The 23,251-nt window shown below is 64.5% G+C and carries 21 protein-coding genes; 4 read left to right on the top strand and 17 right to left on the bottom strand.

Going from position 1 to position 23,251, the window contains the following annotated elements:
- The 4 genes from J7G73_RS09200 to J7G73_RS09185 all read right to left on the bottom strand — a co-directional run.
- On the bottom strand, positions 1-3,104 hold a 3,104-nt coding region (locus J7G73_RS09200; protein WP_291246036.1), incomplete at its 3' end, for a suppressor of fused domain protein.
- Positions 3,105-3,152: 48 nt separating this feature from the next.
- Positions 3,153-3,923: a DUF4261 domain-containing protein gene (locus tag J7G73_RS09195; protein ID WP_291246035.1), complete on the bottom strand. Its 771-nt coding sequence runs from the start codon at positions 3,921-3,923 to the stop codon at positions 3,153-3,155.
- A gap of 51 nt (positions 3,924-3,974) precedes the next feature.
- Complete coding sequence (locus J7G73_RS09190) at positions 3,975-5,318, bottom strand: MATE family efflux transporter (protein ID WP_291246034.1); 1,344 nt, start codon at positions 5,316-5,318, stop codon at positions 3,975-3,977.
- A gap of 49 nt (positions 5,319-5,367) precedes the next feature.
- Positions 5,368-6,324 carry a D-2-hydroxyacid dehydrogenase gene (locus J7G73_RS09185; RefSeq protein ID WP_291246033.1) on the bottom strand — a complete coding sequence of 319 codons (957 nt, stop codon included), beginning with the start codon at positions 6,322-6,324 and terminating at the stop codon, positions 5,368-5,370.
- Between the two features lie 154 nt (positions 6,325-6,478).
- Here J7G73_RS09185 and J7G73_RS09180 point away from each other — a divergent pair, with 154 nt between their 5' ends.
- Entirely contained in the window at positions 6,479-6,988 is a 510-nt protein-coding gene (locus J7G73_RS09180; RefSeq protein ID WP_143424691.1) for a hypothetical protein, read from the top strand.
- A 62-nt stretch (positions 6,989-7,050) separates the two neighbouring features.
- Here J7G73_RS09180 and J7G73_RS09175 read toward each other — a convergent pair whose 3' ends face one another.
- Both J7G73_RS09175 and J7G73_RS09170 read right to left on the bottom strand, forming a co-directional pair.
- Entirely contained in the window at positions 7,051-7,572 is a 522-nt protein-coding gene (locus J7G73_RS09175) for a hypothetical protein (protein ID WP_143424692.1), read from the bottom strand.
- A 142-nt stretch (positions 7,573-7,714) separates the two neighbouring features.
- Positions 7,715-8,428 (bottom strand): NAD-dependent protein deacylase, encoded by a 714-nt coding sequence (locus J7G73_RS09170; protein WP_291246032.1) that lies wholly within the window; start codon positions 8,426-8,428, stop codon positions 7,715-7,717.
- A gap of 130 nt (positions 8,429-8,558) precedes the next feature.
- On the opposite strand from J7G73_RS09170, the gene J7G73_RS09165 reads away from it, so the two are divergent.
- From J7G73_RS09165 to J7G73_RS09155, 3 genes are all read left to right on the top strand, one after another.
- On the top strand, positions 8,559-9,434 hold the full coding sequence (locus J7G73_RS09165; protein WP_291246031.1) for an NAD(P)H-hydrate dehydratase: 876 nt from the start codon (positions 8,559-8,561) through the stop codon (positions 9,432-9,434).
- Positions 9,435-9,474: 40 nt separating this feature from the next.
- Entirely contained in the window at positions 9,475-10,548 is a 1,074-nt protein-coding gene (locus J7G73_RS09160) for an AraC family transcriptional regulator (protein ID WP_291246030.1), read from the top strand.
- Between the two features lie 258 nt (positions 10,549-10,806).
- Positions 10,807-12,753: an FAD-dependent oxidoreductase gene (locus tag J7G73_RS09155; protein WP_291246029.1), complete on the top strand. Its 1,947-nt coding sequence runs from the start codon at positions 10,807-10,809 to the stop codon at positions 12,751-12,753.
- Here the strand turns inward: J7G73_RS09155 and J7G73_RS09150 are convergent.
- The 11 genes from J7G73_RS09150 to J7G73_RS09100 form a co-directional block, all read right to left on the bottom strand.
- Complete coding sequence (locus J7G73_RS09150) at positions 12,707-14,050, bottom strand: MFS transporter (protein WP_291246028.1); 1,344 nt, start codon at positions 14,048-14,050, stop codon at positions 12,707-12,709. The two genes, J7G73_RS09155 and J7G73_RS09150, sit on opposite strands and share 47 nt — an antisense overlap.
- A 273-nt stretch (positions 14,051-14,323) precedes the next feature.
- Positions 14,324-15,190, bottom strand: coding sequence for a MerR family transcriptional regulator (locus J7G73_RS09145; protein ID WP_291246027.1), 867 nt, complete (start codon positions 15,188-15,190; stop codon positions 14,324-14,326).
- Positions 15,191-15,288: 98 nt separating this feature from the next.
- Positions 15,289-15,567, bottom strand: a complete 279-nt coding sequence (locus J7G73_RS09140; RefSeq protein ID WP_270913357.1) for a hypothetical protein — start codon at positions 15,565-15,567, stop codon at positions 15,289-15,291.
- Between the two features lie 68 nt (positions 15,568-15,635).
- Positions 15,636-16,352, bottom strand: a complete 717-nt coding sequence (locus J7G73_RS09135) for an AAA family ATPase (protein ID WP_087294133.1) — start codon at positions 16,350-16,352, stop codon at positions 15,636-15,638.
- Between the two features lie 132 nt (positions 16,353-16,484).
- The gene (locus J7G73_RS09130) at positions 16,485-17,630 is read right to left on the bottom strand and encodes a helix-turn-helix transcriptional regulator (protein WP_291246026.1); all 1,146 of its coding nucleotides are present in this window, start codon (positions 17,628-17,630) and stop codon (positions 16,485-16,487) included.
- Positions 17,631-17,800: 170 nt separating this feature from the next.
- Positions 17,801-18,304 carry a GNAT family N-acetyltransferase gene (locus J7G73_RS09125; protein WP_291246025.1) on the bottom strand — a complete coding sequence of 168 codons (504 nt, stop codon included), beginning with the start codon at positions 18,302-18,304 and terminating at the stop codon, positions 17,801-17,803.
- Positions 18,301-18,732 carry a hypothetical protein gene (locus J7G73_RS09120; protein WP_291246024.1) on the bottom strand — a complete coding sequence of 144 codons (432 nt, stop codon included), beginning with the start codon at positions 18,730-18,732 and terminating at the stop codon, positions 18,301-18,303. Before J7G73_RS09120 ends, J7G73_RS09125 begins: the two co-directional genes overlap by 4 nt.
- Positions 18,733-18,800: 68 nt before the next feature.
- Positions 18,801-19,859, bottom strand: a complete 1,059-nt coding sequence (rfbB, locus tag J7G73_RS09115; protein ID WP_087294139.1) for a dTDP-glucose 4,6-dehydratase — start codon at positions 19,857-19,859, stop codon at positions 18,801-18,803.
- A gap of 48 nt (positions 19,860-19,907) precedes the next feature.
- Complete coding sequence (rfbD, locus tag J7G73_RS09110; RefSeq protein ID WP_087294141.1) at positions 19,908-20,804, bottom strand: dTDP-4-dehydrorhamnose reductase; 897 nt, start codon at positions 20,802-20,804, stop codon at positions 19,908-19,910.
- Between the two features lie 13 nt (positions 20,805-20,817).
- Entirely contained in the window at positions 20,818-21,705 is an 888-nt protein-coding gene (gene rfbA, locus J7G73_RS09105) for a glucose-1-phosphate thymidylyltransferase RfbA (protein ID WP_291246023.1), read from the bottom strand.
- Between the two features lie 768 nt (positions 21,706-22,473).
- The coding region (locus J7G73_RS09100) for a glycosyltransferase family 2 protein (protein WP_367113976.1) at positions 22,474-23,251 on the bottom strand (778 nt) is incomplete at its 5' end.

Here is a 23,251-nt window from a genome sequence, read left to right as displayed (position 1 = left end):
TCGTCCCGCAGGTTCACACCGCCGCAGTTCAGCCGGAACACGTGGAAGCCGATCTCGGCGAAGGGGTAGCGGTTCAGCAGCGCGCTGGCCGCGTTCAGCACCGGCTTCAAATCAAAGCAGATGCAGTCGATGTAGGAATAGGCAAAGCCGGTGGCTCCGCCCAGAATCCACAGATTCTCCCCTGCCGCCTGCTGCAGCTCATCCTCCAGGCGGCCCCGCAGCTCCACCCGCTGGGCCTCCGGCACCTGCTCGGTGCTGTAGAAGAAAAAGCCGCAGATCACGCCGTCCGCCTGCAACCGGTCCATCCGGGAATCGTCGCCCCGGTAGTAGTCCGCCAGCAGCTCACTGCAGCAGGTGGCACCGGCGATCACGTCCTGCCGCAGGGCCCAGTCCTCCTGGGTGGCGGGCTCGTAGCAATAGTTCTGATAATTCCAGCCGATGGACTGGGCCTCGTCCAGCGCGGCCTCGTCGCCGCCGCAGAACCAGTCCGCCATCTGCCTGCGCAGCTGGCGCAGCGGCATGCCGCCCTGGGGCCGGGGCTCGCTCAGCACCTCCAGCCGCTCCACGCGGCACAGCGCGGCGCCCTCGCCCATGGCCTGGCTCAGCAGCCGGGCCGCGGGCGCGATGTCCTGCCCGGCGTGCAGATCCGGGGCCCAGAGAGCCACCACGGCCTTCTCGCCCCTCTTCTGGGGCCAGGCCAGCGCCTCCTGCAAGGCCGGGGCATCCGGGTCAGCGGGCTGGCCCGCCCAGAATACCCAGTGCTCCGCCAGCGCCGCGGGGGCCTGCTCCCGCCAGTGAAGGATCTGAATCAGCCGGGTGGGCATGCACTCGGCCCACACCGCCAGCCGCAGACGGCCATCCGCCCCGGTGTCCAGCGAGAATTCCGCCCCTCCGAACACCCCGGCCAGCAGCTCTGCATGGGCCTGGCGGGCTTTTTCGCTCTCGCCCGCTTCGCTCAGCGCCCGCAGCTGGGCTTCCCGGGCCGAAAAGGCGGCCCAGTAATCCCGCACACGCTCGGTGAAGGGCTGCTTTTGCACCGGCAGGGCAATGGCGCTGCGGCACCAGTCCAGATACCGCTCGGTCTCCTCGTCGCCGGGGGCCAGCTCGTCCGCCCGGTCAAAGGCCTCCAGCGCCTTTTCCTCTTTGCCCAGATGATACCAGGCGTACCCCGCCCGGAAATGCCACAGCGGGTCCGCCGCGCTCTGCTCTTTGCACAGCTCCAGAATTTTCAGCGCCTCTTCAAAGCGGCCCAGGTTATTCAGCGCCCGGGCCTGCTGGCCCAGCAGCTTCGGGCCGCGCTGTTCGGGCGAAACCTCCAGAATGGCTTCCAGAATCCGCTCGTACTGCCGGTCGGTGTTCCAGGCCTCGATCTGCTCCAGCAGGGCCTCGTTTTCCGGCGCACCGCCCTTTGCCGGGCAGGCATTGGGCCGGAGGGGCTCACCCAACGGGGCACGGGGCTCCAGCTGGACCTCATCGAACCGGCGCAAAAGGCCCTCGGCCTCCTGCTCCAGCTTATAGGCCATCTCCTCGTTATAAAGGGGCGCGGCCTGATACAGGTTCACCTCGCCCCCATCGGGCAGCGGGCAGACCGCCGCCGCCTCCGGCACGCCGCCGGGGGTGAGCAGGATCACCCCGGTGAAGCCGCAGCCAGGGGCAAAGGGCCGCCCGTTGGGGATGGTATGGCCCCAGCCCAGCCAGGTGCCCTGCTGGCGGGGCATGGCGGCCAGCAGCCGCAGCCAGCCCACCGGCCAGGCATCCTTGGGGTCGGCGGAAAGTGCGTTCCAGTGCGGGGGCAGATACATCATGATCTCGGCCCGCTCGGCCCCGAAGCCCGCCAGCTCCGGCGGCACGTTCATGGGCACAGCGCCCATGCCGCAGGTGATGAGCACCGTCCAGTGCCGGTGGCGGGTGGGCCCCAGCACCAGCAGCTCCACCCCGCCCTGCTCGGCCGGGGGGATCACCCGGTCCACCGGGCCCAGCCAGCGGCGCAGATGCTCGATCAGCCGTTCCTTCTGCTCCTTTGTATAGGCGGCAGCGGAAGCCAGCGGCCCCGCCTCCTCCGGGGGCAGGGGCACCTCGTCCGCCGAATAGTCCTCGTATTGCGGCTCACCCCAAATCTCAAACCGGGGGTCGAACCGCTGGTAGGCGAAGAGCCGTTCCTCCCGGCTTCGGCCCACCTGATAGCCCAGCCGGAAGCAGCCGCTGCGCTCAACGAGCAGATGGGCCAGCTCCAGCCGACGGCCCGGCTCCTTTTTCCGGATGGCCGCCTTGGCCAGCCGGTCCAGCTCCTCCAGCCGGGCGGTGAGGGCGGCGGCCCAGTCCTGGCCGATCTTGCCCGCGCCCCGCTGGTTCATGTCCAGCCGCAGGTTCACAAAATTGCCCTGGAAGATCAGGTCCGCAAAGCAGTAGATGCCCTCAAAGAGGGGATTTTCCGCACCGAAGGCTGCGGCGGCTTTTGTCAGGCCCTCGTCATCGCCCAGCATGCAGAACAGCGCTTCTTCCGCGGGGGTGCGCAGGCCATGGCTTGCCCGCTCCTCGCTCTGGGCCGGGCAGATGCCCTCTGCCTCCAGCCGGGCCGTCTCGATCTGCTCAAGGCTCTGCCCCGCCTGCAAGCGCTCCAAAGCGTCCGCCAAGCGGCGCTGGCCGGGATGGGCGGCAAGGCCCTCCTCCAGCAGCGCGATGCCCTCGGCCCTGTCGCCAAAATGGGCGGCGAGCACCGCCGCCAGATACCGGCAGGTCTCGTCCTGCCCGTCCAGACTGAGGCCCATGCGGGCCAGACGCAGCGCCTCCTCGGGCGCACCGGTATACAGCCGGGCCAGCGCCAGACTGCGGCACCATTCCGGATTGCCCCGGCCCTGCTCCTCCAGCCGGGCCAGCCACTGCACCGCCTGCTGCCAGGCCTCGTACTCCGCCGCGCCCAGGTCCAGCCGGGCCACCAGCAGCGCCAGCTCCAGATCCGCGCGCATCTGCTCCCGGCTGACAAGGCCAAGATCGATGGCTCCCTCCACCTGATCCTGCACCAGATCCAACGCGTCGTACCAGCGGCGCTGGGCCGCCAGCTCCTCAGCGCGGATTCGGGTCTTTTCGTCCAACAGCCCTGTCATCCCCTGTCTCGTTCTCCTTCCCTGTTCTTTGTGTCAAATTCCCTGTGTTCAGAAGCCCAGCTTGAAGCTTTCGCCCTCCACGGCCACACCGGCGCTGCGGCTCACCGGAACCGGCACGCCGTCCCCGGTGTCCAGCGTCTGGCCCTCGGCCAGCTCCAGGTCCCCCTCCAGCAGATCCATGACCAGATTTGCCAGCAGGTCCCTCAGCTCCACCGGGCGGCGGGCGCTGTGCAAAATCTCCAGCTCGGGCAGCTCAAAGTCCCGCAGGCCATACGTATAGGCGCACACCCCCTGCTCGCTCTGCCACAGGCCGAAGTACACCCAGTTCAGGATGGGCAGCACGTCCTCCTTCATGGTGTCGGCCACGGCCCGGTAAAAATCCGGGGCCAGCAGGGTGCCCGCCGCCATCACGCCCAGCGCGCCGGGCTGGGCGCAGGCCGCCGCGCTCACCTTGGTGAGCAGCTTGGCCGCCTCCACCGGGCTCGCCTGCCCCTGGGGCAGCACGGTGATGAGCAGATGGGCCTTGTGGGCCGCCGCGGCCTGCACCGCCTGAGGCCACCAGTAGTTGGTCTTCGCCTGCTGCTCCGCCTCGCCCTCGGGCACCGGCGCATCGATCAGTGCCACTGCCGCGATCATGCCCTGATCGTCAAACACCACGTTGCCGGTGGCGGGGGCCTCCTTTTCGCCGTTCCCCGCCAGAGCCCATTCGCTCTGCAGGTCCCGGAGCAGCTTCTCCCGGTCAAAGGCGGGCTGCTCCAGCAGCACAAAGTTCACCAGCGTGCCGCCGGTCGCTCCGGCCACGGTCTTTTTCTCTTCCATGGTGGTTCCTCCCTATCCGCCCGTTCCATTGCGGGCCGTTTATTCAAATGGTCAGGGCCGCTGCCCGGCCAGATTTTCGTTTTTAGCCGCCGGGGGCTGTTTGCCCGCCTGCATCGCCAGCAGCACCAGCGCGGCCACAGCCGCCAGGGCCACCGCCGCGGGCCAGGCCACCCACACGCCGGTGAGCCCCAGGAAAAGGGGCAGCACCAGCAGCATCAGGGGCTGGGTGCCCAGCGGTTCGCCGTAGGCCAGAATGCCGCTGAACACCGGCTCGCCCACCGCGCAGAAGTAGCTGCTGCAAAAGCGCACCACCGCCATGAAGGGGTAGCCGATGCAAAGGGTCCACATGGCCGCCGCACCCTCGGCGGTGGCCTCGGGGCTGGCCCCGAACACCAGCGGCAGCTGGCTGCGGCCCATCCAGGTAAGAACGCTGCACACAAGGGCACCCCCCACCGCAAGGCTCAGGCCCCAGCGGCGCAGCTGGGCCAGCTGGCCCCACTCGCCCGCGCCCCGGGCATGGCTGAGCAGTGGCTGCACGCCGTCGCCCACGCCGCTCACCAGCGGGATCACCGCGCCCAGCACATAGCTGAGCACCGCATACACCGCCACGCCCCGGGTACCGCCCCAGTGCAGCGCCTGCAGATTGGTGATGAGCAGAATCACACTGGTGGAGATGGAGAGGCCAAAGGGCGAGATGCCGTATTGCACAATGCCCCGGAGCATCTGCCAGCGGGGGGCGAAATCCGCCCGGCGCAGCGGCAGCTCCCGCACAGCCAGCAACGTGGGCAGGGCCAGAACCGCGCAGAGAATCTGGGACGAGCCGGTGGCCACCGCGGCGCCCGCCAGCCCCCACTGAAAGACCTGAATGAACAGCCAGTCCATGAGGATGTTGCCCAACAGGCCCACGATAGTGAAACTCATGGCCTGCATGGTCTTGTGGCTGCCCCGCAAAAGGGGCAGCACGCCGGTATTGATGGTCTGGCCCAGAGCCAGCGCGCAGATCATCCGGCTGTATTCCAGCGCCGGGGCATACAGTTCCCCCTTTGCGCCGATCAGCGGCAGGATCACCGGGCAGGCCAGCCAGAGCCCCAGGCTCATGGCCACGCCCGCCGCGGCCAGCGCCGTGAGGGTGTTGCCTCGCGCCAGCGCGGCTTCCTCCTTATCGCCCCGGCCCAGAGCGGTGGAAAGACGCACCGCGCCTCCCAGCCCCAGGCCCAGGCTCACCGCCTGAATGAAGGCGGTGATGGGCCAGGCCACGTTGATGGCCGCAAGGCCGATGTCGCCCAGATTCCGGCCGATAAAAAAGCCGTCCACAATAATAAAGCAGCTGTTCAGCAGCTGGCTCAGCATGCTGGGCAGCGCATAGCGAAAAAACTGTCGCTTCAAGGGGGTCAAGACACCCGCTCCTTTCCGTTTGCCAGGGGTCCGGCCCCGCTTTTATTCGTTAAACAAGATTGCGCCGCTCGCCCTGCAAAAATGCCTCCAGATTGGCGCACACCTCGGCGCTCAGCCGGGCCAGCGCCTCCTGGGTGGCCCAGGCCACGTGCGGGGTGAGCAGCACATTCGGGCAATGGAGCAGCTCATCCTTCGGGCGCACCGGCTCGTGAGCCGCCACGTCCGAGGCATAGTAGCCCAGATGCCCGCTTTTCAGCGCGGCGCACACCGCCGCTTCGTCCACCAGCGCACCCCGGGCGGTGTTCAGAAGAATTGCCCCCGGCTTCATGGCGGCCAGGGCAGCTTTGTCGATCATGCCCCGGGTCTCGGCGGTGGCCGGGCAGTGCAGGCTCACCACGTCGCTGTCCTCCAGCAGCTGCTCGAAGGGCACGAATTCCACCCCGTCGGCGGCATATTCCGGCTTCACATGGCGGGTATAGGCCAGCACCCGCATGCCGAAGCCCTTTGCGATGCGCGCCGCCGCCCGGCCGATGGCTCCGTAGCCCACCACGCCGAAGGTGCGGCCCGCCAGCTCAAAATGGGGGTGAATGCCGTAGGAATCCGGCACGCCGGTCTGCCAGTAGCCGTCCCGCAGGCTGGCGGCCCGGCCGGCGATGCTGTTGGCCAGCTCCAGCAGCAGGGCAAAGCCGTGCTGGGCCACGCTTTCGGTGGAATAGCCCGGCACATTGGCCACCGCCACCCCGTGGCGATGGCAGGCCTCCAGATCCAGACTGTCGGTGCCGGTGGCGGTCAGGCCCACCCAGCGAAGGCGCGGGCAGGCATCCAGCACCGCGTCGTCGATGCGGCACTTGTTGCTCACCGCAAAATCCGCGTCCCGCAGCCGGTCGATCAGCTGCTCCGGAGGCGTGCGGGGGTATTCCTCCACCACATCCGCCAGGTCGTACAGGCCGGTCCAGTCCAGGTCTCCCGGGCGCACACAGTAGCTGTCCAGCACAACAATTTTCATCGTTTCTTCTCCCCCTTTGCGGAGCGTTTGTGCCCCATTTTTGTCTCTTTTGTAATTTTACCTGCTTTTGCGGGGCCCTTCAACCCCCGCTGCTGGATTTTTTCCTCCGGTTCGTATATAATGAAAAGGTAACTATTGCGAGGGGGGCTTTTGCATGTATACGCCAAGGCTTGTGATCCGCAAGCTGCTGCTGGGCGCGGTGCTCATGACCGTGGCCATCATCATCACGGTGCTGATCCGGGAAAATATGGATGTGAAGGACCCGGAGCAGGCGCTGCCCACCATCACCATCACGGTGAACGGGGACATGAACCTGAACGACAAGATGGTTTTCCGGGCCGGATACGAGTGGAACTTCTTCACCACCGTGGCCAAGAACACCCCCACCTATACCAGCGCCACCCTGCGGGAGCAGCTGTATCCGGTGGATCTGGCCCCCAACAGCGTGCTGGACATCAGCTTTTCGCTGCCGCCCAAGACGCTGCGCATCCAGCGCGCGTCGGACGATGCGCTGGAAAACTTTGTGGAGCTGGCCGATGTGAGCGACGGTCAGATCATCAGCCCCGGCACCCCGGGCCTTTACCTCTATCAGGTGGAGGCGGGCTTCGGCTGGCGCGGCTCGATTCGTTATTTCTTCCTGGTGCGGGTGCAGCAGGCTGCCTGAGCGTGAATTGAAAAATAGAAAGGGAGCGTTCCTTCGCAGAACGCTCCCTTTTCTGTTGTATTTCAGGGCGCGGGCGCTTCACTGCCCGCCAGAGCCAGCGCCGCATTGTGGCGGGCCAGCAGCCGCCGCTGGTAGTCGCCCGCATAGGTTCCGTGCAACAGCTTGGGCAGGGCTTCCTCCTCCAGCGAGTGCCAGCACGCAGCCTCCTGCCCCGGCAGAATGGGGTAAAACAGCACGCTGTTTTTTTCCGCCGCCGCCAGACACTGGGACCCGAAGCCCACCACCAGCACCTTCTGCCGGTCGTAGCCCCGGTTCAGCAGCTCGTTCACGCAATAGGCCAGCTCCCGCCGCTTGATGCACATCGCCGCGCAGGGGGGCAGGCTGTGGAAATTCCACTCGCTGCAGGCCGAGCGCACGTTCAGGTTGGTGAGCAGCACAATGTCGGCCACGATGCGCATCCGTTCCAGGCAGGCCCTTACCCCGTCGAATGCCTGACCGCGGGCGGCGTCCAGGGCGTATTCCGCGCCCAGCAGGCAGACCATGAACGCCTTGGCCCTCGGCGGGATCTTCTGTGTCCGTTCCATAACAACGCCCCCAATTTCAATCAAATTATCCGCGCCGGGTATCTTGCTTCATAACTTATACTATACCAGCACAGCGGGGGCAGTTGCAACAGTTTTTGTTTGTTTTTAATGATTTTTTGTAATTTTATTGAATAATTCTATCTTATTCTCCCAAAACCTGACCGATGGGCTGCTGGATGCACAGGGTGGCCAGCTTGTCCGCCGGGGTAGGGGTCATGTTGATGACCACCAGCTCTTTGCCGCCGTAATAGCGCAGAAGGCCCGCCGCCGGATACACCGCCAGACTGGTGCCGCCCACGATCAGCAGGTCCGCCGCCTCCAGCGCGCGCACCGCCCGGGTCAGCACCTTCTGGTCCAGCGATTCCTCATAGAGCACCACATCCGGCTTCACGACGCCGCCGCACTCGCACCGGGGAATGCCCTGGCTCTCGGCAATGAACTCCACCGGATAAAATTTGCCGCAGCGGGTGCAGTAGTTGCGCAGGGTGCTGCCGTGTAATTCCAGTACGTTTTTGCTGCCTGCCGCCTGGTGCAGCCCGTCGATGTTCTGGGTGATCACCGCTTTCAGCTGGCCCTGGGCCTCCAGTCTGGCCAGCCTGGCCAGCCGCAGATGGGCCGCGTTGGGCTTTGCGTCCTTCACGATCAGCTTGGCCCGGTAAAACCGGTAGAACTCCTCGGGATCGGCTTCAAAAAAGCTGTGGCTGATGATCTGCTCCGGCGGATACTTCCACTGCTGGTTGTAAAGGCCGTCCACGCTGCGGAAGTCCGGGATGCCGCTCTCGGTGCTCACCCCCGCGCCGCCGAAAAACACAATGTTATTGCTCTTTGCGATCAATTCCTCCAAACGCTGGTCCATGGGGCCACACTCCTTTGCCTTGCATCTCTTTGCCGCCCGGGGGCGGTTGTAGTATAATAGGTATAATAAAATCATACCACAAAACACTCCGCCCGGCCATGCCGCCGGGCGAAAAAGGGGAGGAACGGATATGGCAAAGGAGATCACGGCGAGCCTGGTGTTTGAGCATCTGCCCGCCCGCAAGCCGGACAGCCACAAGGGCAGCTACGGCAAGCTGCTGTGTGTCTGCGGCTGCAGCCAGTACCGGGGCGCGGCTGCGCTGGCGGTGGAGGGCGCGCTGCGCGCCGGGGCCGGGGTGCTGACCCTGGCGGCCATCGAGCCGGTGATCCAGGCGGTGGGCGCCCGCTGCCCGGAGGCGGTGTTCCTGCCCTGCCGCACCGGTGAGGACGGCGGCATCGCCCCGGCGGAGGGCGAGCGGATTCTGCAGGCGGCCCGTGGCTCGGACGCGCTGCTCTTCGGGCCGGGTCTGGGCAATACGGCGGGCACCGCAGCCCTGCTGGAGCAGCTGGGCGAGAGCGCGGGCTGCCCCCTGGTGCTGGACGCGGACGGTCTGAACGCCGCGGCGGCCATGCCGGCGCTGCCCCGCCCCGCCAACCTGCCCCTCATCATCACTCCCCATCCCGGCGAGATGGCACGCCTCTGCGGTGTGACCACGGCGGAAATCAACGCCAGCCGGGAAAGCGTTGCCGCGGGCTATGCCCGGGCCAACCGGTGCGTGGTGGTGCTGAAGGGCCACCGGACCATCGTGGCCGGGCCCCAGGGCGAGGTCTTCTGCAACACCACCGGAAACCCGGGGCTTTCCCGGGGCGGCAGCGGCGACATTCTGGCGGGCATGACCACCGCCTTTCTGTGTCAGGGGCTGGACCCGCTGTATGCGGCGGTGTGCGCGGTGTGGCTGCACGGTGCGGCCGCGGACCGGTGCGCCGCCCGGCTGGGCCAGTACGGCATGCTGCCCCACGACATTTTGTACGACCTGGGCACCATCTTTGCGAACAGCGGCCGTTAACGGCCCGCCGATAAACTGCAGGCAAAAAGGGGGGACCGCCATGCAGAACATGAACGCCTACTACGATTTTTCCGGCCAGAAGTTCGGCCACCCCCTGAGTTTGAGCATCAACGGCTTTGACCGGCAGGTGTTCAGCCAGCAGACCAGCCTGGAGCTTTCCTACGTGCTGGAGGGGCGGTATGAGGTGATCACCGAGGGCTTTTCCCGCATGTTGCACCGCCACCAGCTGGCCCTCATCGCCCCCGGCGAGATCCACATGATCCGCAAGGCCCCCGGCGCGGAAAACGCTGCGGCCAGCGTGATCCTCACGCTGCACATCGACTTCGAGCGGATGCCCGAGGCTCTGGTGGGCCAGGTGGAGGGACTGTTCTCCACCCTGGTCTGCACCGAAGCGGAGAACGCTGCTCTGCTGGGCCGGGTGCGGCAGACTCTGGGCCGGCTGCTGCGGCTGCTCACCCAGCCGGAGCACAGCCTGTTCCAGTTGAACGCCCTGATGATGGAGCTGGCGGACCTGTGCGCCAGCGGAGCGCACCGGCCCATGGAGTCCATCCCGCTGCAGTCGCCGCTGCACGAAAGCTCCCGCCGGGCCATCCGGTTCATCAACCGGAACTTCCGGCGGGACATCCATCTGGAGGACGTGGCGAAGGAGCTTTCCTTCAGCGTGTCCTATACCTCCAAGCTGTTCACAAAGCACATCGGCCTGCCCTTTGTGAAGTATCTTTCCTATGTGCGGGTGCGGGCCTCGCTGGAGGCACTGCTGGAGGGCAAGGAGAGCATCGAGGCCTTGGCGCTGGACTGCGGCATGGCCAGCGCCAAGGCCTACGCCGCCGCCTTCAAGGAGATGTACGGCATATTGCCCAGCGTCTACCGCAAGCGCTTTTTGCAGAACCTGCGCTACAGCGAGACCGGCGCGGACCAGAAGATGCGGCTGGACGCGGCCCACCTGGCCCTGCTGGACCATCTTTTGCGCCAGCCGGACCAGATGATCTACCAGGCCCCGGGCCTTGCCATCCTGCGCCGGGGCGAGGCGGTGGTGTGCGAGAGCGAAGGCCCCGCCGCCCTCACCCAGCAGCAGGGCAAGCTGGTGGTGGAGTTCGGGCCGAAGCAGGATTGACCTCCATTTTCAACTTTTCTTCCCAGAACAAATAATGCCGGTTTTGGCGTTTCAGCGCGCTAAAACCGGCATTTTTTGTCTTTTCCCGGCGTTTTTATGACCCAACCCGTCAAACTTCTAACAAAATCCCGCCGTTGATGGCAACCAGCGCCCGGGCTTTTGGCAGCCCGGCCATGCTATAATGGGGCCAACGAAACGAAAGCACCCAACCGGCACGGCAGGCCAGCGGCCCCGTGCCCCATACGAAGGAGTTTGGCCATGAGCAAATACGAGCATCTGCTCTCGCCCATCAAGATCGGCGAGACCACCGTGAAAAACCGCATCTTCATGCCGCCCCTGTCCACCAATCTGGCGGACAAAGGCTACGTGACCGACGAGCTGGTGGAGCACTATAAGGCCCGCGCCAAGGGCGGCGTTGGTCTGTTCGTCACCGAGGTGGTGACCGTGGAGCCCACCTACTGCTACCTGCCCGGCGACATGTGCATCTACGACGATTCCTTCATCCCCGGCTGGAAGAAGCTGGCCGACGGCGTACACGAGTACGGCGCGAAGATCCTGCCCCAGCTGTTCCACCCGGCCCACATGGCCTTCCCCCTGCCCGGCACTCCCCGGCTGATCGCCCCCTCCAACGTGGGCCCCTACTACGCCAAGGCCGCGCCCCGCGCCGTGACCAAGGAGGAGCTGAAGGTCATCATCCGCCAGTTCGGCGAGGCCGCCAAGCGCGCCCAGATCGCCGGTGCCGACGGTGTGGAGATCCACGCAGCCCACGCCCACGGCCTGCTGGGCGGTTTCCTGTCTCCTTTGTACAACAAGCGCACCGATGAATACGGCGGCGACATCGACCACCGCCTGCGCCTGACGCTGGAGGTCATCGAGGAGGTTCGCCGGGTCTGCGGCAAGAATTTTATCATTGACGTGCGCATCTCCGGCAGCGAGTACACCGACGGCGGCCTGAACCTGAACGACATGATCTACGTGGCCAAGCAGCTGGAAAAGGCCGGTGTGGACTTCCTGCATGTGTCCGGCGGCACCACCATCGCCCGGGGCAGCTCCATCCCCGCCCCCGGCACCCCCATGGGATCCCACGCCGCAACCGCCGCCGAGATCAAGAAGTACGTGTCCATCCCGGTGGCCACCGTGGGCCGCATCACCGAGCCCTGGATCGCCGAGGAGCTGATCGCCAACGGCAAAGCGGACATCTGCATGATCGGCCGCGCGAACCTGTGCGACCCCGAGTTCGCCAACAAGGTGGCCGCTGAAAAGGCCGACGACATCCGCCCCTGCATCGGCTGTCTGCGCTGTCTGAACGGCATCATGTTCGGCAAGCGGGTCGCCTGCACCGTGAACCCCTCCTTTGAGCTGGAGAACGAGGACACCCTGGCCCCCGCCGCTGAGAAGAAGAACGTGCTGGTGATCGGCAGCGGCCCCGCCGGCATGGAGGCCGCCTTCGTTGCCGCTAAGCGTGGCCACCATGTGGTGCTGTGCGAGAAGGACGCCGAGCTGGGCGGCCTGATGCGCATCGCCGCGGTGCCCATCGCCAAGCAGGACCTGACCCGTCTGATTCAGTACATGGCCCGCCGTCTGGAGGGCGCGGGCGTGGAGATACGCCTGAACTGCGCCGTGGACCAGGCCATGCTGGAGGGCGAGTTCGAGGGCTATGAGGTGATCGCAGGCGCGGGCGCACAGCCCATTGTAATCCCCGCCTTCACCGGCTTCAAGCAGTGGATGACCGCCGACGATGTGCTGGCGGGCCGCGCCTTCCCCGGCCGCAAGATCGTTGTGATCGGCGGCGGCTCGGTGGGCTGCGAAACCGCCGACTACCTGGCCCCGCTGGTGAATGACCTGTACCCCCGCAACCGGGAGATCACCCTGCTGGAAATGGCTCCCGGCGTAATGGCCAGCGAGTCCGGCCCGGGCCGCAGCCTGCTGGTGCAGCGCATGATGGCCAAGGGCGTGCAGATGATCTGCGGCGCCAAGGTGGAAAAGGTGGACGAATCGAGCATCTGGTACACCAAGGACGGCCAGCAGCACTGCATCGCCGACGCGGACACCCTGGTTCTGGCCATGGGCTACAAGGCCGACCCTGCGCTGGAAGAGATGCTGAAGGCCGCCGGCGCAAGCTACCACCTGATCGGTGACGCCAACAAGGTCGGCACCATCAAGGACGCCATCGGCGCAGGCTACGAGACCGCCAAGGCCCTGTAATTCCCTGCCCCCGCGCGGAGTTTCCCCTGATCCGCGACCGCATTCCCCAAAATCCCAAAACAGAACGCCGCGCCGCTCCATTCTTTCCCCTGGAGCGGCGCGGCGGTTCTGTTTCTTGTGTTCTGTTCCGAATCCCGGTCAGCACAAGCCCCGCCGCCACCAGCGAAAGCAATCCCAGCCCCAGCGCCGCCATGCCGCCGGAATAGCCGAAGCGGTCGCACAGCGCGCCCGCCAGCGGGCTCACCGGCAGCATGGCCAGACTGTAGGCCATGCTCTGCACACTCACCAGCGTGGCCCGCCGGTCACTGGGGAAATCCCGGTTCAGCCGGGCGGTCATCTTCACCTCCAGCAGTCCGTCCCAGAAGGTGGCGGCGGCTCCGGCGGTCAGTGCCAGGGCCAGCACCGGCGCGCCCGCCAGCGCCAGGCTGCACCCGATGCCCGCCGCACACACCACGGCCACCCGGCCGAAGCGCCCGCCCACACGGCTTGCCAGGGCGGACCCGGCCATACCCGCCAGCCCCATCACCGCCAGCGCCGGGCCCAGCAGGCCGCCGGGCAGGCCCAGCTCCATCAGGCGCTGCTGCAGCAGCTGGCCCCCAAAATAGGCGCAGCAGCCGCAGGCGCCGTCCAGCAGCATCTTCTCCACCGCCGCCGGGTTGCAGCGCAAAAAGCTGCCGGTGTCCGCCACATGCCGCCGCAGCCGGGCCCGGAATTCCCGGAGCGCAGCCGATGCCTTCTGCCCGCAGGGCGGCTCGGTCAGCCCAAGGGCCAGCACAAGCCCCGTCAGAGCGGCGAAAAGGTCCGTCAGATAGGCCAGCCGCCAGCCCAGAGCCAGCGCCGCCCCGGCACACACCGAACAGCCCATGGCCGACGCGCGAAAAAGAACACCCATCCGCCCGGCCACCCGTTCATAGTCCCCGGCGCAGTTTGCCTGCAGCAGGCTGTCGTAGATGATGGCCTCCCGGGTACCGCTGAGCAGATTGTAGGAAAGGGCCGAAAGCCCCATGGCAAGGCAGATGCCCCCGATGCCCCGGCTGGCGATCATGGCGAGGCAGGCCAGCGCCCGCACGGCCATGCCCGCCGCCAGAGTGCGCTTGCGGCCAAACAGGTCCGCCGCCATGCCGCTGGGCACCTCGCAGAAAAAGCTGACCAGATGAAAAAAGCCCTCGGCCAGACCGATCTGGGCCAGTGAAAAGCCCCGCCCGGCCAGCAGCACCACCCAGATCACCTGGGCAATTCCGAATCCGCTCACCGCTTCGAGAAGATACAGTGCGCGGAGCTGATGTTTTATTTTCATAACAAAAAATCCTTTCCGAAAACATGGGTTCACGCCCTGTTTCGGAAAGGATGCATTGCACAAAAATCTTCCCGGGAAATCCCCGGAAACGTGACCTGTTCAGGCACGGCGGCAGCGTTCTGACCGAAAAAAGGGCGCACTTCGAGCCGGAACTGCCATTTCGTTGCCTTTTTGTACACGAACCGTGCGCATTTTCCATCCCATGGCTGCGCCCTCCTTTCCGTTGTTTCTGCCCTCATCATACCATGGCCGCCCCACCCTATGCAAGCTGTTTCAGCTTTTGAAGTGGCGGAACACCCAGTACATGGCCGCGATGGTCACCAGCAGCGTCGCGCCCGCCAGTGCCACCTCCGGCCGGTTGGCCGGGTCGGTGTCGATCACCCGCGGCGTCCACAGCAGCACGAACAGCGCCACCGGCCAGCCGTAGTGAACCAGCTTCATCCAGCGGCTGCGGGCCCTGGGCACATCGCTTTCCAGCTGCTCCGGGTGCAGGGCGGTGCAGCGCACAATGAGCAGAATCCCCGGCCCCATCCGCCGCCAGACCAGCTGCGCGGTATAGGGAATGCCGTCGATCTCGAATTCCGGGGCCATGCTCTCTCTGGTCACCACCAGATTCACCCCCTGCTGCTCGCCGTAGCGGCAGAGGGCCGCCGTCAACTCCGCCGGGTTTGTCACCGGGTCGTCCGGCGTGAAGGTGAACACCTTTTTTGCCTCGGCCCTTGCCACCTTTTTGTAGTCCCGGGTCCACTCCCCGAACAGACCCGCCCGGTTTTCCGGCGCGTCCATCCGGTTCAGCAGGCCATCCAGAAATTCCTCGTCCGGCTGCGGGGCGTTTTGCAGCTCCCGGCAAAAGCGGATGGCCGCCTCCAGCTCCTTCTGCCGCCGCTCCAGCCGGAACTGCTGGGCCGTCGAGACCTGGGCCAGCGTGGTTTTTCCTTCCAGACAGGCCCCGATCTCCTCCAGCGGTACATCCAGCATGCGCAGCGCCCGGATCAGCTTCAAGTCCCGAATGTCCTGTTCCGAGTAGTCCCGGTAATCGTTGCCCGGGTTGCGATGGGGATGGATGAGGCCCTGGTCCTCGTAAAAGCGCAGGTTCCGCCGGGAGATGCCGGTGGCCGCTTCGGTTTGCTTTGCGTTCATGGAATTCGCCTCCTGTTCTCTGTTTTGCACCCTCAGCATAAGGGATGCACCAGATGCCAGGTCAATGGTTTTTTTGAAAATTCACGCAAAAAAAATGTTCACCGGCCCTGTTTCCAGATGCTGATGCCCCACAGCACAGCATTTTCCACGAACACCGCAAACGAGATCCACAGCCAGCGGCTGAACACAAAGAAGAAATCCGGCCGGGTGCGCATCTCGCCCTCCCACACGCCGAACCACCGCTGCAGCAGGCTGTAATAGGGGATGCCGTCCTGCAATTCCGGCACCAGCGCCCCCAGACAGTTGATGCCCAGGTCCACCGTGACGAACAGCACCGCCACCAATACCACCAGCGAAAGGATTCGTGCCAACCTCATTCGTTCTGCCTCCTTTGGAGTCTTTTGTCCATTGTAGCACGCCGCCCGGCGCGGCGGCAATCCGTCTGTCATTCCTTCAAAAGCCGATTCAGCAGCGCCTGCCGGTTGTTGATAAACAGCTCGGTCACCCGGTAGCTTTCCGTCTCCTCGTATTCACACGGGTGAAGCCTGCCCTGGTCAAAGCAGTAGATCGCCGCGCCCGGAATCCCCAGCAGAATCGGGGAATGGGTGACGATCAAAAACTGTGCGCCGTCCTTTGCGCAGCGGTCGATCTGCATCAGAAGCGAAAGCTGCCGCTGCGGCGACAACGCGGCCTCCGGTTCGTCCAGCAGATACAACCCGTTCGCTCTCAGATTGTTCTGTGCCAGTGCCAGAAAGCTCTCGCCATGGGATTTTTCGTGGTATCCGGCGGAAGGGTGCAGCGCGTCCGCATAGCTTTCCTCCTGTGTTGCCACATTGTAAAAGCTTTCGGCCCGGAGAAAATATCCCCATTTTTCCCTGCGGTGCCCCTTCACCAGCCGAATCGCTTCCCACAGCTCCGAATGGGTATCCCGCGTGGAGAACCGATAGTTTTTGCTCCCCCCTTCCGGATTGAAGCCATGAGCCACTGCGATCGCCTCCAGCAGGGTGGACTTGCCGCTTCCGTTTTCCCCCACAAAGAAGGTGATGGGACGGTCCAGCTCCAGCCGCTCCAGCCCTTGAAACGCTTCTATTTCTCTCAGATAACTTCCGCGCCCGATTTTCTCCCAATCAAATAATACACTTTGTATAAATTGTTGATTCAATACACTCACCCGCTTCCCCGGCTCGCTCTTTTTCGGTGTGCTTTGCCTTTATTCTACCGCAAAAGGCGCTTGTCTTTCCACCATACTTGGGTACGGGCCGCCGCGCCTTTCCGCCACAAAAAAGCGGCGGGGTCATTCCCCGCCGCTTTGCTTACTTTCCACAGTATCTGTGACGCCGCTTTTCTCCTTTTCCCGCAGCGTCAGCCCTGCCGCCAGCAGATAGACCGCCGCCAGTGCCGCCAGTGCCGCGAAGAGGGCGGGCGACGGCTGAATCAGCGGCAGATATCGTTCCGGGTTCAGGTCGGCATTCCACTCGAACAGCCTGCCGGTGGAAAGACTCTTCGCCCAGGTAATTCCATTCAGCTGCCGCAGCCACCAGACTCCGCCGCTCATGCCCAGGGTGAGCAGAGCCGCCAGCAGCTGCTGCCCCCGCCGCTTCAGCGCCAGGGCATAGACCACGGCCAGCGCCGCCAGCAGCCCGGCGAAGAATTCCCCCTGCCGCTGCCAGAGCACCAGCGGCAGCTCCAGCCACAGATAGATGGCCCAGAACCCGGCCAGCAGCGCAAAACCCGGCAGCGGCAGCAGCGCCCGGCCCCGGGGCATGCGCCAGCCAAGGGTGAGCTTCTCCGGCGAACCGGCAAAAAACCGGCGGTGCAGCAGGCGCAGGGTAAGGGCGGTGGCCCCCAGCGCCAGCGCCGCCGAGAGCACCAGCGCCAGCCAGAAGCTCTCCAGTCTCGGCTCCTTCTGGGTCTGGAGCAGCAGCACCGCCGGGCCCAGCCGCACAAACATCCCGACCAGCATCACGAGCTCCAGCGCAGCGGACCAGTTCACCGCCAGATTCATCCCGGCCGCGCCCAGCCAGAACCACCGGCTGTGGCGGGCGTAGTACCGCTGCAGATAGGCCCCGTAGCAAAGGCAGGCCAGATACACCGCATAGCACACCGCCAGCGGCGCGAAGGTGGCCAGCAGATAAAACAGCAGCCCGCCGCCCAGCGCGAAGGCAAAGGAGAGCAGCCCCTGCCAGTCCGCCCGGGTCAGCGCCCGCACCGGCTTTTCCTCATCCAGCAGATCGTCCGCCGTGACCCCCAGCGCCTTTGCCAGCGGCACCAGCAGCGGCAGGTCCGGGTAGCCCCCGCCCGACTCCCAGCGGGAGACGCTTTTGTTGCTCACCCCCAGCGCGTCCGCCAGCTGCTGCTGGGTCAGGTTCTTTTCCTTCCGGTAGCGTTTGAGCCGCTCGCTGAAGCCCTGCTCCATTCTGGTTTCCGTTCCGTCTTCCATGCTCGGCCCCTCCTTTCGTTCCGGCTTCATTGTATCAGGAATCCCCTCCCGCCGCCACCCCGCCGGGCGGGAATCCGCTCCCGGAACGCGGGAATCGCCGGTTTTGCCGCCAAAAAGACGCAAAAAAGAGCGTGTCCCAAATCGGGGCACGCTCTCTTTTCATATTCCGATCACCGCAGCTTCTGGTAGGCCAGGCGCTCGCCGCCGTGGCGGCAGTCCACCACGCCCCGCAGCCCGAAGCCGCATTTTTCCAGCAGCCGCTGCATGGGCAGGTTGTCCCGGTGGGTGTCGATGCGCAGGTTGTCGCACCGCTGCCAGCACCAGTCCAGGCACCAGGCCGCCGCGCCCCTGCCGCCGTAGGAGGCCACCCGGTGCACCACCCAATAGGGCCGCTCCTCCTCCAGCCAGCTGCCGTCCCGGATGACGGCATAGTCCTCATCCGGCCCGGGGGCAAAATAGAAGGCCGCCAGCAGCGCCCCGTTCTCCCGGCAGAGCCAGGCCCCGCCGGATTCAATGTCCTCGGTGAGCTGGGCCTCGTCCGGGTAAACGGTGCCCCACTGGTCCGGGTTGCCCTGCTCGGCCATAAACTGGCGGGCGTGGGCGTACAGGGCCATCATGGCGGGAAGGTCCGCCAGGGTGGCCCGTTCTATTCTGAATTCTGCAAATTCGCTCACAGGCTCCTCCTTTGCTTTGCGGCAAAGCCCAGCAGATAGCCCGCACTGGTGAGTGCCAGGGTGAGCAGCGCCTGGGCGGGCAGATATGCCCCGCCCAGCAGCTCGGCCGAGGGGGTCAGCATCAGGCTCATGCAGGCGCCGTACATCTGGCTCAGGGCCCCCAGCACGCTCACCGAGGGCACAAAGCCGAACACCACATTGGCCACGCCCCACCACTGCAGCAGCCAGAAGCCGGGCCAGGGGCGCTTATCCTCCCGCGAGCACCAGTGGCCCAGTGCATACCACACCGCCACCAGCGCGGCGGACAACGCCGCCTGCAGCCCGATCATGACCCCGGTGCTGCTGGAGATCAGCACCACCAGATTCACCAGCACGATGCCTGCCACGGTGGGCAGAAAGGCCAGGATCAGCAGGTCCCGTTTTTTCATGGGCGTGTTCCTCCTTGATAGCGCAAGCGGGCCTCCCGCAAAAACGAGAGGCCCGTTTTGAATGCCGTTTACTTGTTCTTGTACATCTCTTCGTAGTACTTCTGGTAGTTGCCGCTGGTCACGTTGTTCATCCACTCTTCGTTGGCCAGGTACCAGTCGATGGTCTTCACGATGCCCACCTCAAAGGTAGTCTCCGGGTACCAGCCCAGCTCCTCCTTGATCTTGGTGGGGTCGATGCCGTAGCGGCGGTCGTGGCCCAGACGGTCGGCCACGTACTTGATCAGGCCCTCGTTGATGCCCTCATCCTTCAGCCGGTCGTGCAGCTGGTTGATGATGGTCTTCACGATGAAGATGTTGGGGCGCTCGTTGTGGCCGCCCACGTTGTAGACCTCGCCGTCACGGCCGCCCTCGGCTACCATGTCGATGGCCTTGCAGTGGTCCTCCACATACAGCCAGTCGCGCACGTTCATGCCGTCGCCGTACACGGGCAGCTGCTTGTGGTTCTTCACGTTGTTGATCATCAGGGGGATCAGCTTCTCGGGGAACTGATAGGGGCCGTAGTTGTTGGAGCAGCGGGTGATGTTCACCGGCATGCCGTAGGTGTCGTGGAAGGCCATGACGAACATGTCAGCGCTGGCCTTGGAGGAGGAGTAGGGGCTGTGGGGGCACAGCGGGGTGGTCTCCATGAAGTAGCCCTCCTCGCCCAGGGAGCCGTACACCTCGTCGGTGGAAACCTGCAGGTACTTCTTGCCCTCGGCCCACTTGCCGTCCTTGTACCAGGCGTTCTTGGCGCACTGCAGCAGGTTCACGGTGCCCAGCACGTTGGTCTCCACGAAGATCTCGGGGTTGGTGATGGAGCGGTCCACGTGGCTCTCGGCGGCGAAGTTGATCACGTAGTCAAAATCGTATTTCTCGAACAGGCCGTTCACCAGCTCCCGGTCACAGATGTCGCCCTGCACGAAGATGTGGCGCTCGTCGCCCTCCACACCCTTCAGGTTCTCCAGGTTGCCCGCGTAGGTGAGCTTGTCCAGGTTTACCAACTGGATTTCCTTGTACTTATTCAACATGTAGTAAACAAAGTTGGAACCGATAAAGCCGGCGCAGCCGGTGATGAGATAGCGTTTCATCTATTTATACTCCTTATTCAATGAATGAGACAATTCGTAAAAAAGCGGTCATTCGCCGTTCCAGTGGGCGAAGAAGTCGGCCAGGGCCACCTTCCAGTCGCGCATGTTGTTGCCCACAGTGCAGGCGAGCATGCGGTTTTCCAGCGCACTCCAGGCGGGGCGGTCAGCGGCGGCGGGGTGCTTGGCGGAATATTCCGCGCTGGTGCAGGGGGATACGGTGGCATCCACGCCGGACAGGCGGATGATCTCGGAAGCGAACTCATACCAGGAGCAGATGCCCTCGCCGGTGCAGTGGTAGACGCCGTAGTCGTGGCTCACGGCCAGCTGCAGCAGATGATGGGCCAGGTCCTCGGCGTTGGTGGGGTTGCCCAGCTGATCGCTGACCACCTCCAGCTTGCCGAACTTCTTGCCCGCGTTGACCATGGTCTTCACGAAGTTCTTGCCCGCGTAGCCGTAAAGCCAGGCGGTGCGCACGATGAAGTACCGGTGGCAGAAATTCTTCACATATTCCTCGCCCAGGGCCTTGGTCTTGCCGTAGACGCTCTTGGGGTCCACCCGCTCGCTCTCGTCCAGGGGCTTGTCGCCCTCGCCACGGAACACGTAGTCGGTGGACACATGGATGAGCCGGGCGTTGATGCGCTCGGCGGCCTGGGCCAGGTTGGAGGCGCCGATGGCGTTCACCTTGAAGGCACCTTCCGGATTGGTTTCGCAGCCGTCCACGTTGGTGAAGGCGGCGCAGCTGATGATGGTATCCGGCTGGTGGCGGCGCACAAAGGCGATGGTGGCGTCCCGGTCGGTGATGTCCAGCTCGTTCACATCGGTGGCGATGACGGTGGCGTTCTTCAGCCGCTCAGGCACAGGGCCCAGGGCGCTGCCGCCGTTTTTCAGCTGGCGCTGGATCTCGGTGCCCAGCTGACCGCTGGCGCCGGTGATGAGAATCTTCATGCAGGGGCCTCCCTTAGTATTTGATCTTTGCGTCGGCCACGCGCTTCAGGTGTTCGCCGTAGGGGCTCTTGCCGTAGCGCTGGGCGCTTTCCAGCAGCTTCTCCTTGGTGATCCAGCCGTTCCTGTAGGCGATCTCCTCGGGGGCGCTGATCTTGATGCCCTGGCGCTTTTCCACCATACGCACGAAGTCGGCGGCTTCCACCAGGCTGTCCATCGTGCCGGTATCCAGCCAGGCAAAGCCACGGCCCAGCAGCTGCACGTCCAGCTTGCCTTCCTCCAGATACATGGCGTTCAGGGTGGTGATCTCCAATTCGCCCCGGGCGCTGGGCTTCACCTGCTTGGCCTGAGCGCTGACCCGGTTGTCGTAGAAGTACAGACCGGTGATGGCGTAGTTGGACTTGGGCTGCGCGGGTTTCTCCTCCACGCTGATGACCCGGCCGTTCTCATCGAATTCCACGATGCCGAACCGCTCGGGGTCGTTCACGTAGTAGCCGAACACGGTGGCGCGGCCGTTTTCCTCGGCGTTCTTCACGGCGGCCTTCAGGATGCGGGAGAAGCCGTTGCCATAGAAGATGTTATCGCCCAGAATCATGGCGCAGCAATCGTCGCCGATGAACTCCTCACCCAGCAGGAAGGCCTGAGCCAGGCCGTCCGGGCTGGGCTGGACCTTATAGGACAGATGCACGCCGTACTGGCTGCCGTCACCCAGCAGGTTCTCGAAGCGGGGGGTATCCTCCGGGGTGGAGATGATCAGGATGTCCTGGATGCCGGCCAGCATCAGCGTGGACAGGGGGTAGTAGATCATGGGTTTGTCGTACACCGGCAGCAGCTGCTTGCTGGTGACCATGGTGAGCGGATACAGGCGAGTGCCCGCACCGCCGGCAAGGATAATACCTTTCATTAGCGTTACGCTCCTTTTTTGCCCGGTGTTCGCCGGGGTATGATATAAAAAATTTGCGCAGCTTAATACAAAGCGGAGCTACAGCCGCTATCAACTTTTTTAGCGGACTCAACCGGTGGTCGAGTCCAATACGCAGTCGCGGATGCACCGGGCTTTCCTCAGCGACGACCGCTGACTGCCTTGGCGGACTCGACTTTTTTCCGGACTCGACCGGAAGTTATGTCTGATCCGCAAACCCACCGCACCGGGCTTTCCTCAGCAAATACCGCTGACTGCCTTAAATGCGCATCCCGTAAGTTGGGTAAAATCGAAATTTCTTCCCCAGCAAGCATTGCCAGCCGTTTTCAGCTTTCGGAACGCTGCGAGGGAGCGGGGGCGGGGCGGTGGTGGCGGGGTAAGACCGGGCGCATTTGCCGCGAAAGGCGCGCAAGCGCCCTTGCTACTCCCCTGCGGGCCGTACACGAGAACGGCCCGTAGTGTGTTGAGCGGCATTCGCGCCGGGCTTGCACCAAGCCGGACCCGCCGCGCCGCCCTCGCGGATTTTTGGCGGACTCAACCGTTGGCAGGGTCCGATACGCAGTCGCGGATGCACCGGGCTTTCCTCAGCAAATACCGCTGACTGCCTTGGGCGGACTCTCCCGTCGGGTCGGGTCCGATGCGCAGTCTCAGACGCACCGGGCTTTCCTCAGCAAATACCGCTGACTGCCTTGGGCGGACTCTCCCGTCGACTTGGGTCCGATGCGCAGCCTCAAATGCGCCGGGCTTTCCTCAGCAGCCCAGCTTCCAGCCCCACTTACAGAAGTAGCGGCCCATGCTCTTGAGCTGCTGCAAAAAGGGCTTCAGGCTCTTGTTCGGGGCCCGGTGCCAGGCGTGGTAGGCGGTGAACTGGGGCAGATAATACACAAATCCCTTCTGCCGGGCCTTCTGGGTGATGTCCGCGTCCTCCACATACATGAAGTAGCCCTCGTCAAACCCGCCGATGGCCTTGTACACACTGGTACGCATGCAGAAAAAGCTGCCGGTGCAGAACTCGATGGCCGTGGGTACGCTCAGGTCCTCATCCAGCATGGCGTACCGGTCGCCGAATTTTTTCAGCCCCGGCACCCCCTGCCGCGCCGCAAGCCCCAGAATGTTCGGCTTGCGCTTGGGCAGAACCTGCACCCGCCCATCCGGGAAGAGCAGCTTCGGGGTGGCCATCACCACATCCGGGTGGCCGTCCAGCCAGTCACAGATGGCGGGCAGCACATTGTCATCAATGAAAATATCCGGGTTCAGCACAAAGTGATACTCACTGTCCAGCAGCGGAAGCACCTGATTGTGCCCCTTGCCGAAGCCCAGATTCTCCGGCAGCCGGATAACCTTCACGTTTTCAGGAAAGCCCTGCCGCTCCAGCGTTTCGCCGGTTCCGTCCGGGCTGGCGTTGTCCACCAGATAAACTGTCAGCGCACAGTCCTTCGTGTATTTCAGCAGCGATTCCACCGCCCGGATCACCTCGTCGGCTCCGTTATAGCTCACGATGCAGGCGCTGATCTTCCTCATTGGGGCA

It is taken from the genome of Allofournierella sp., assembly GCF_017889395.1.
Classification (GTDB): Bacteria; Bacillota; Clostridia; order Oscillospirales; family Ruminococcaceae; genus Allofournierella.
Note: the sequence above shows the minus strand (reverse complement) of the source record. Positions and strands in the feature narration are given on the sequence as shown.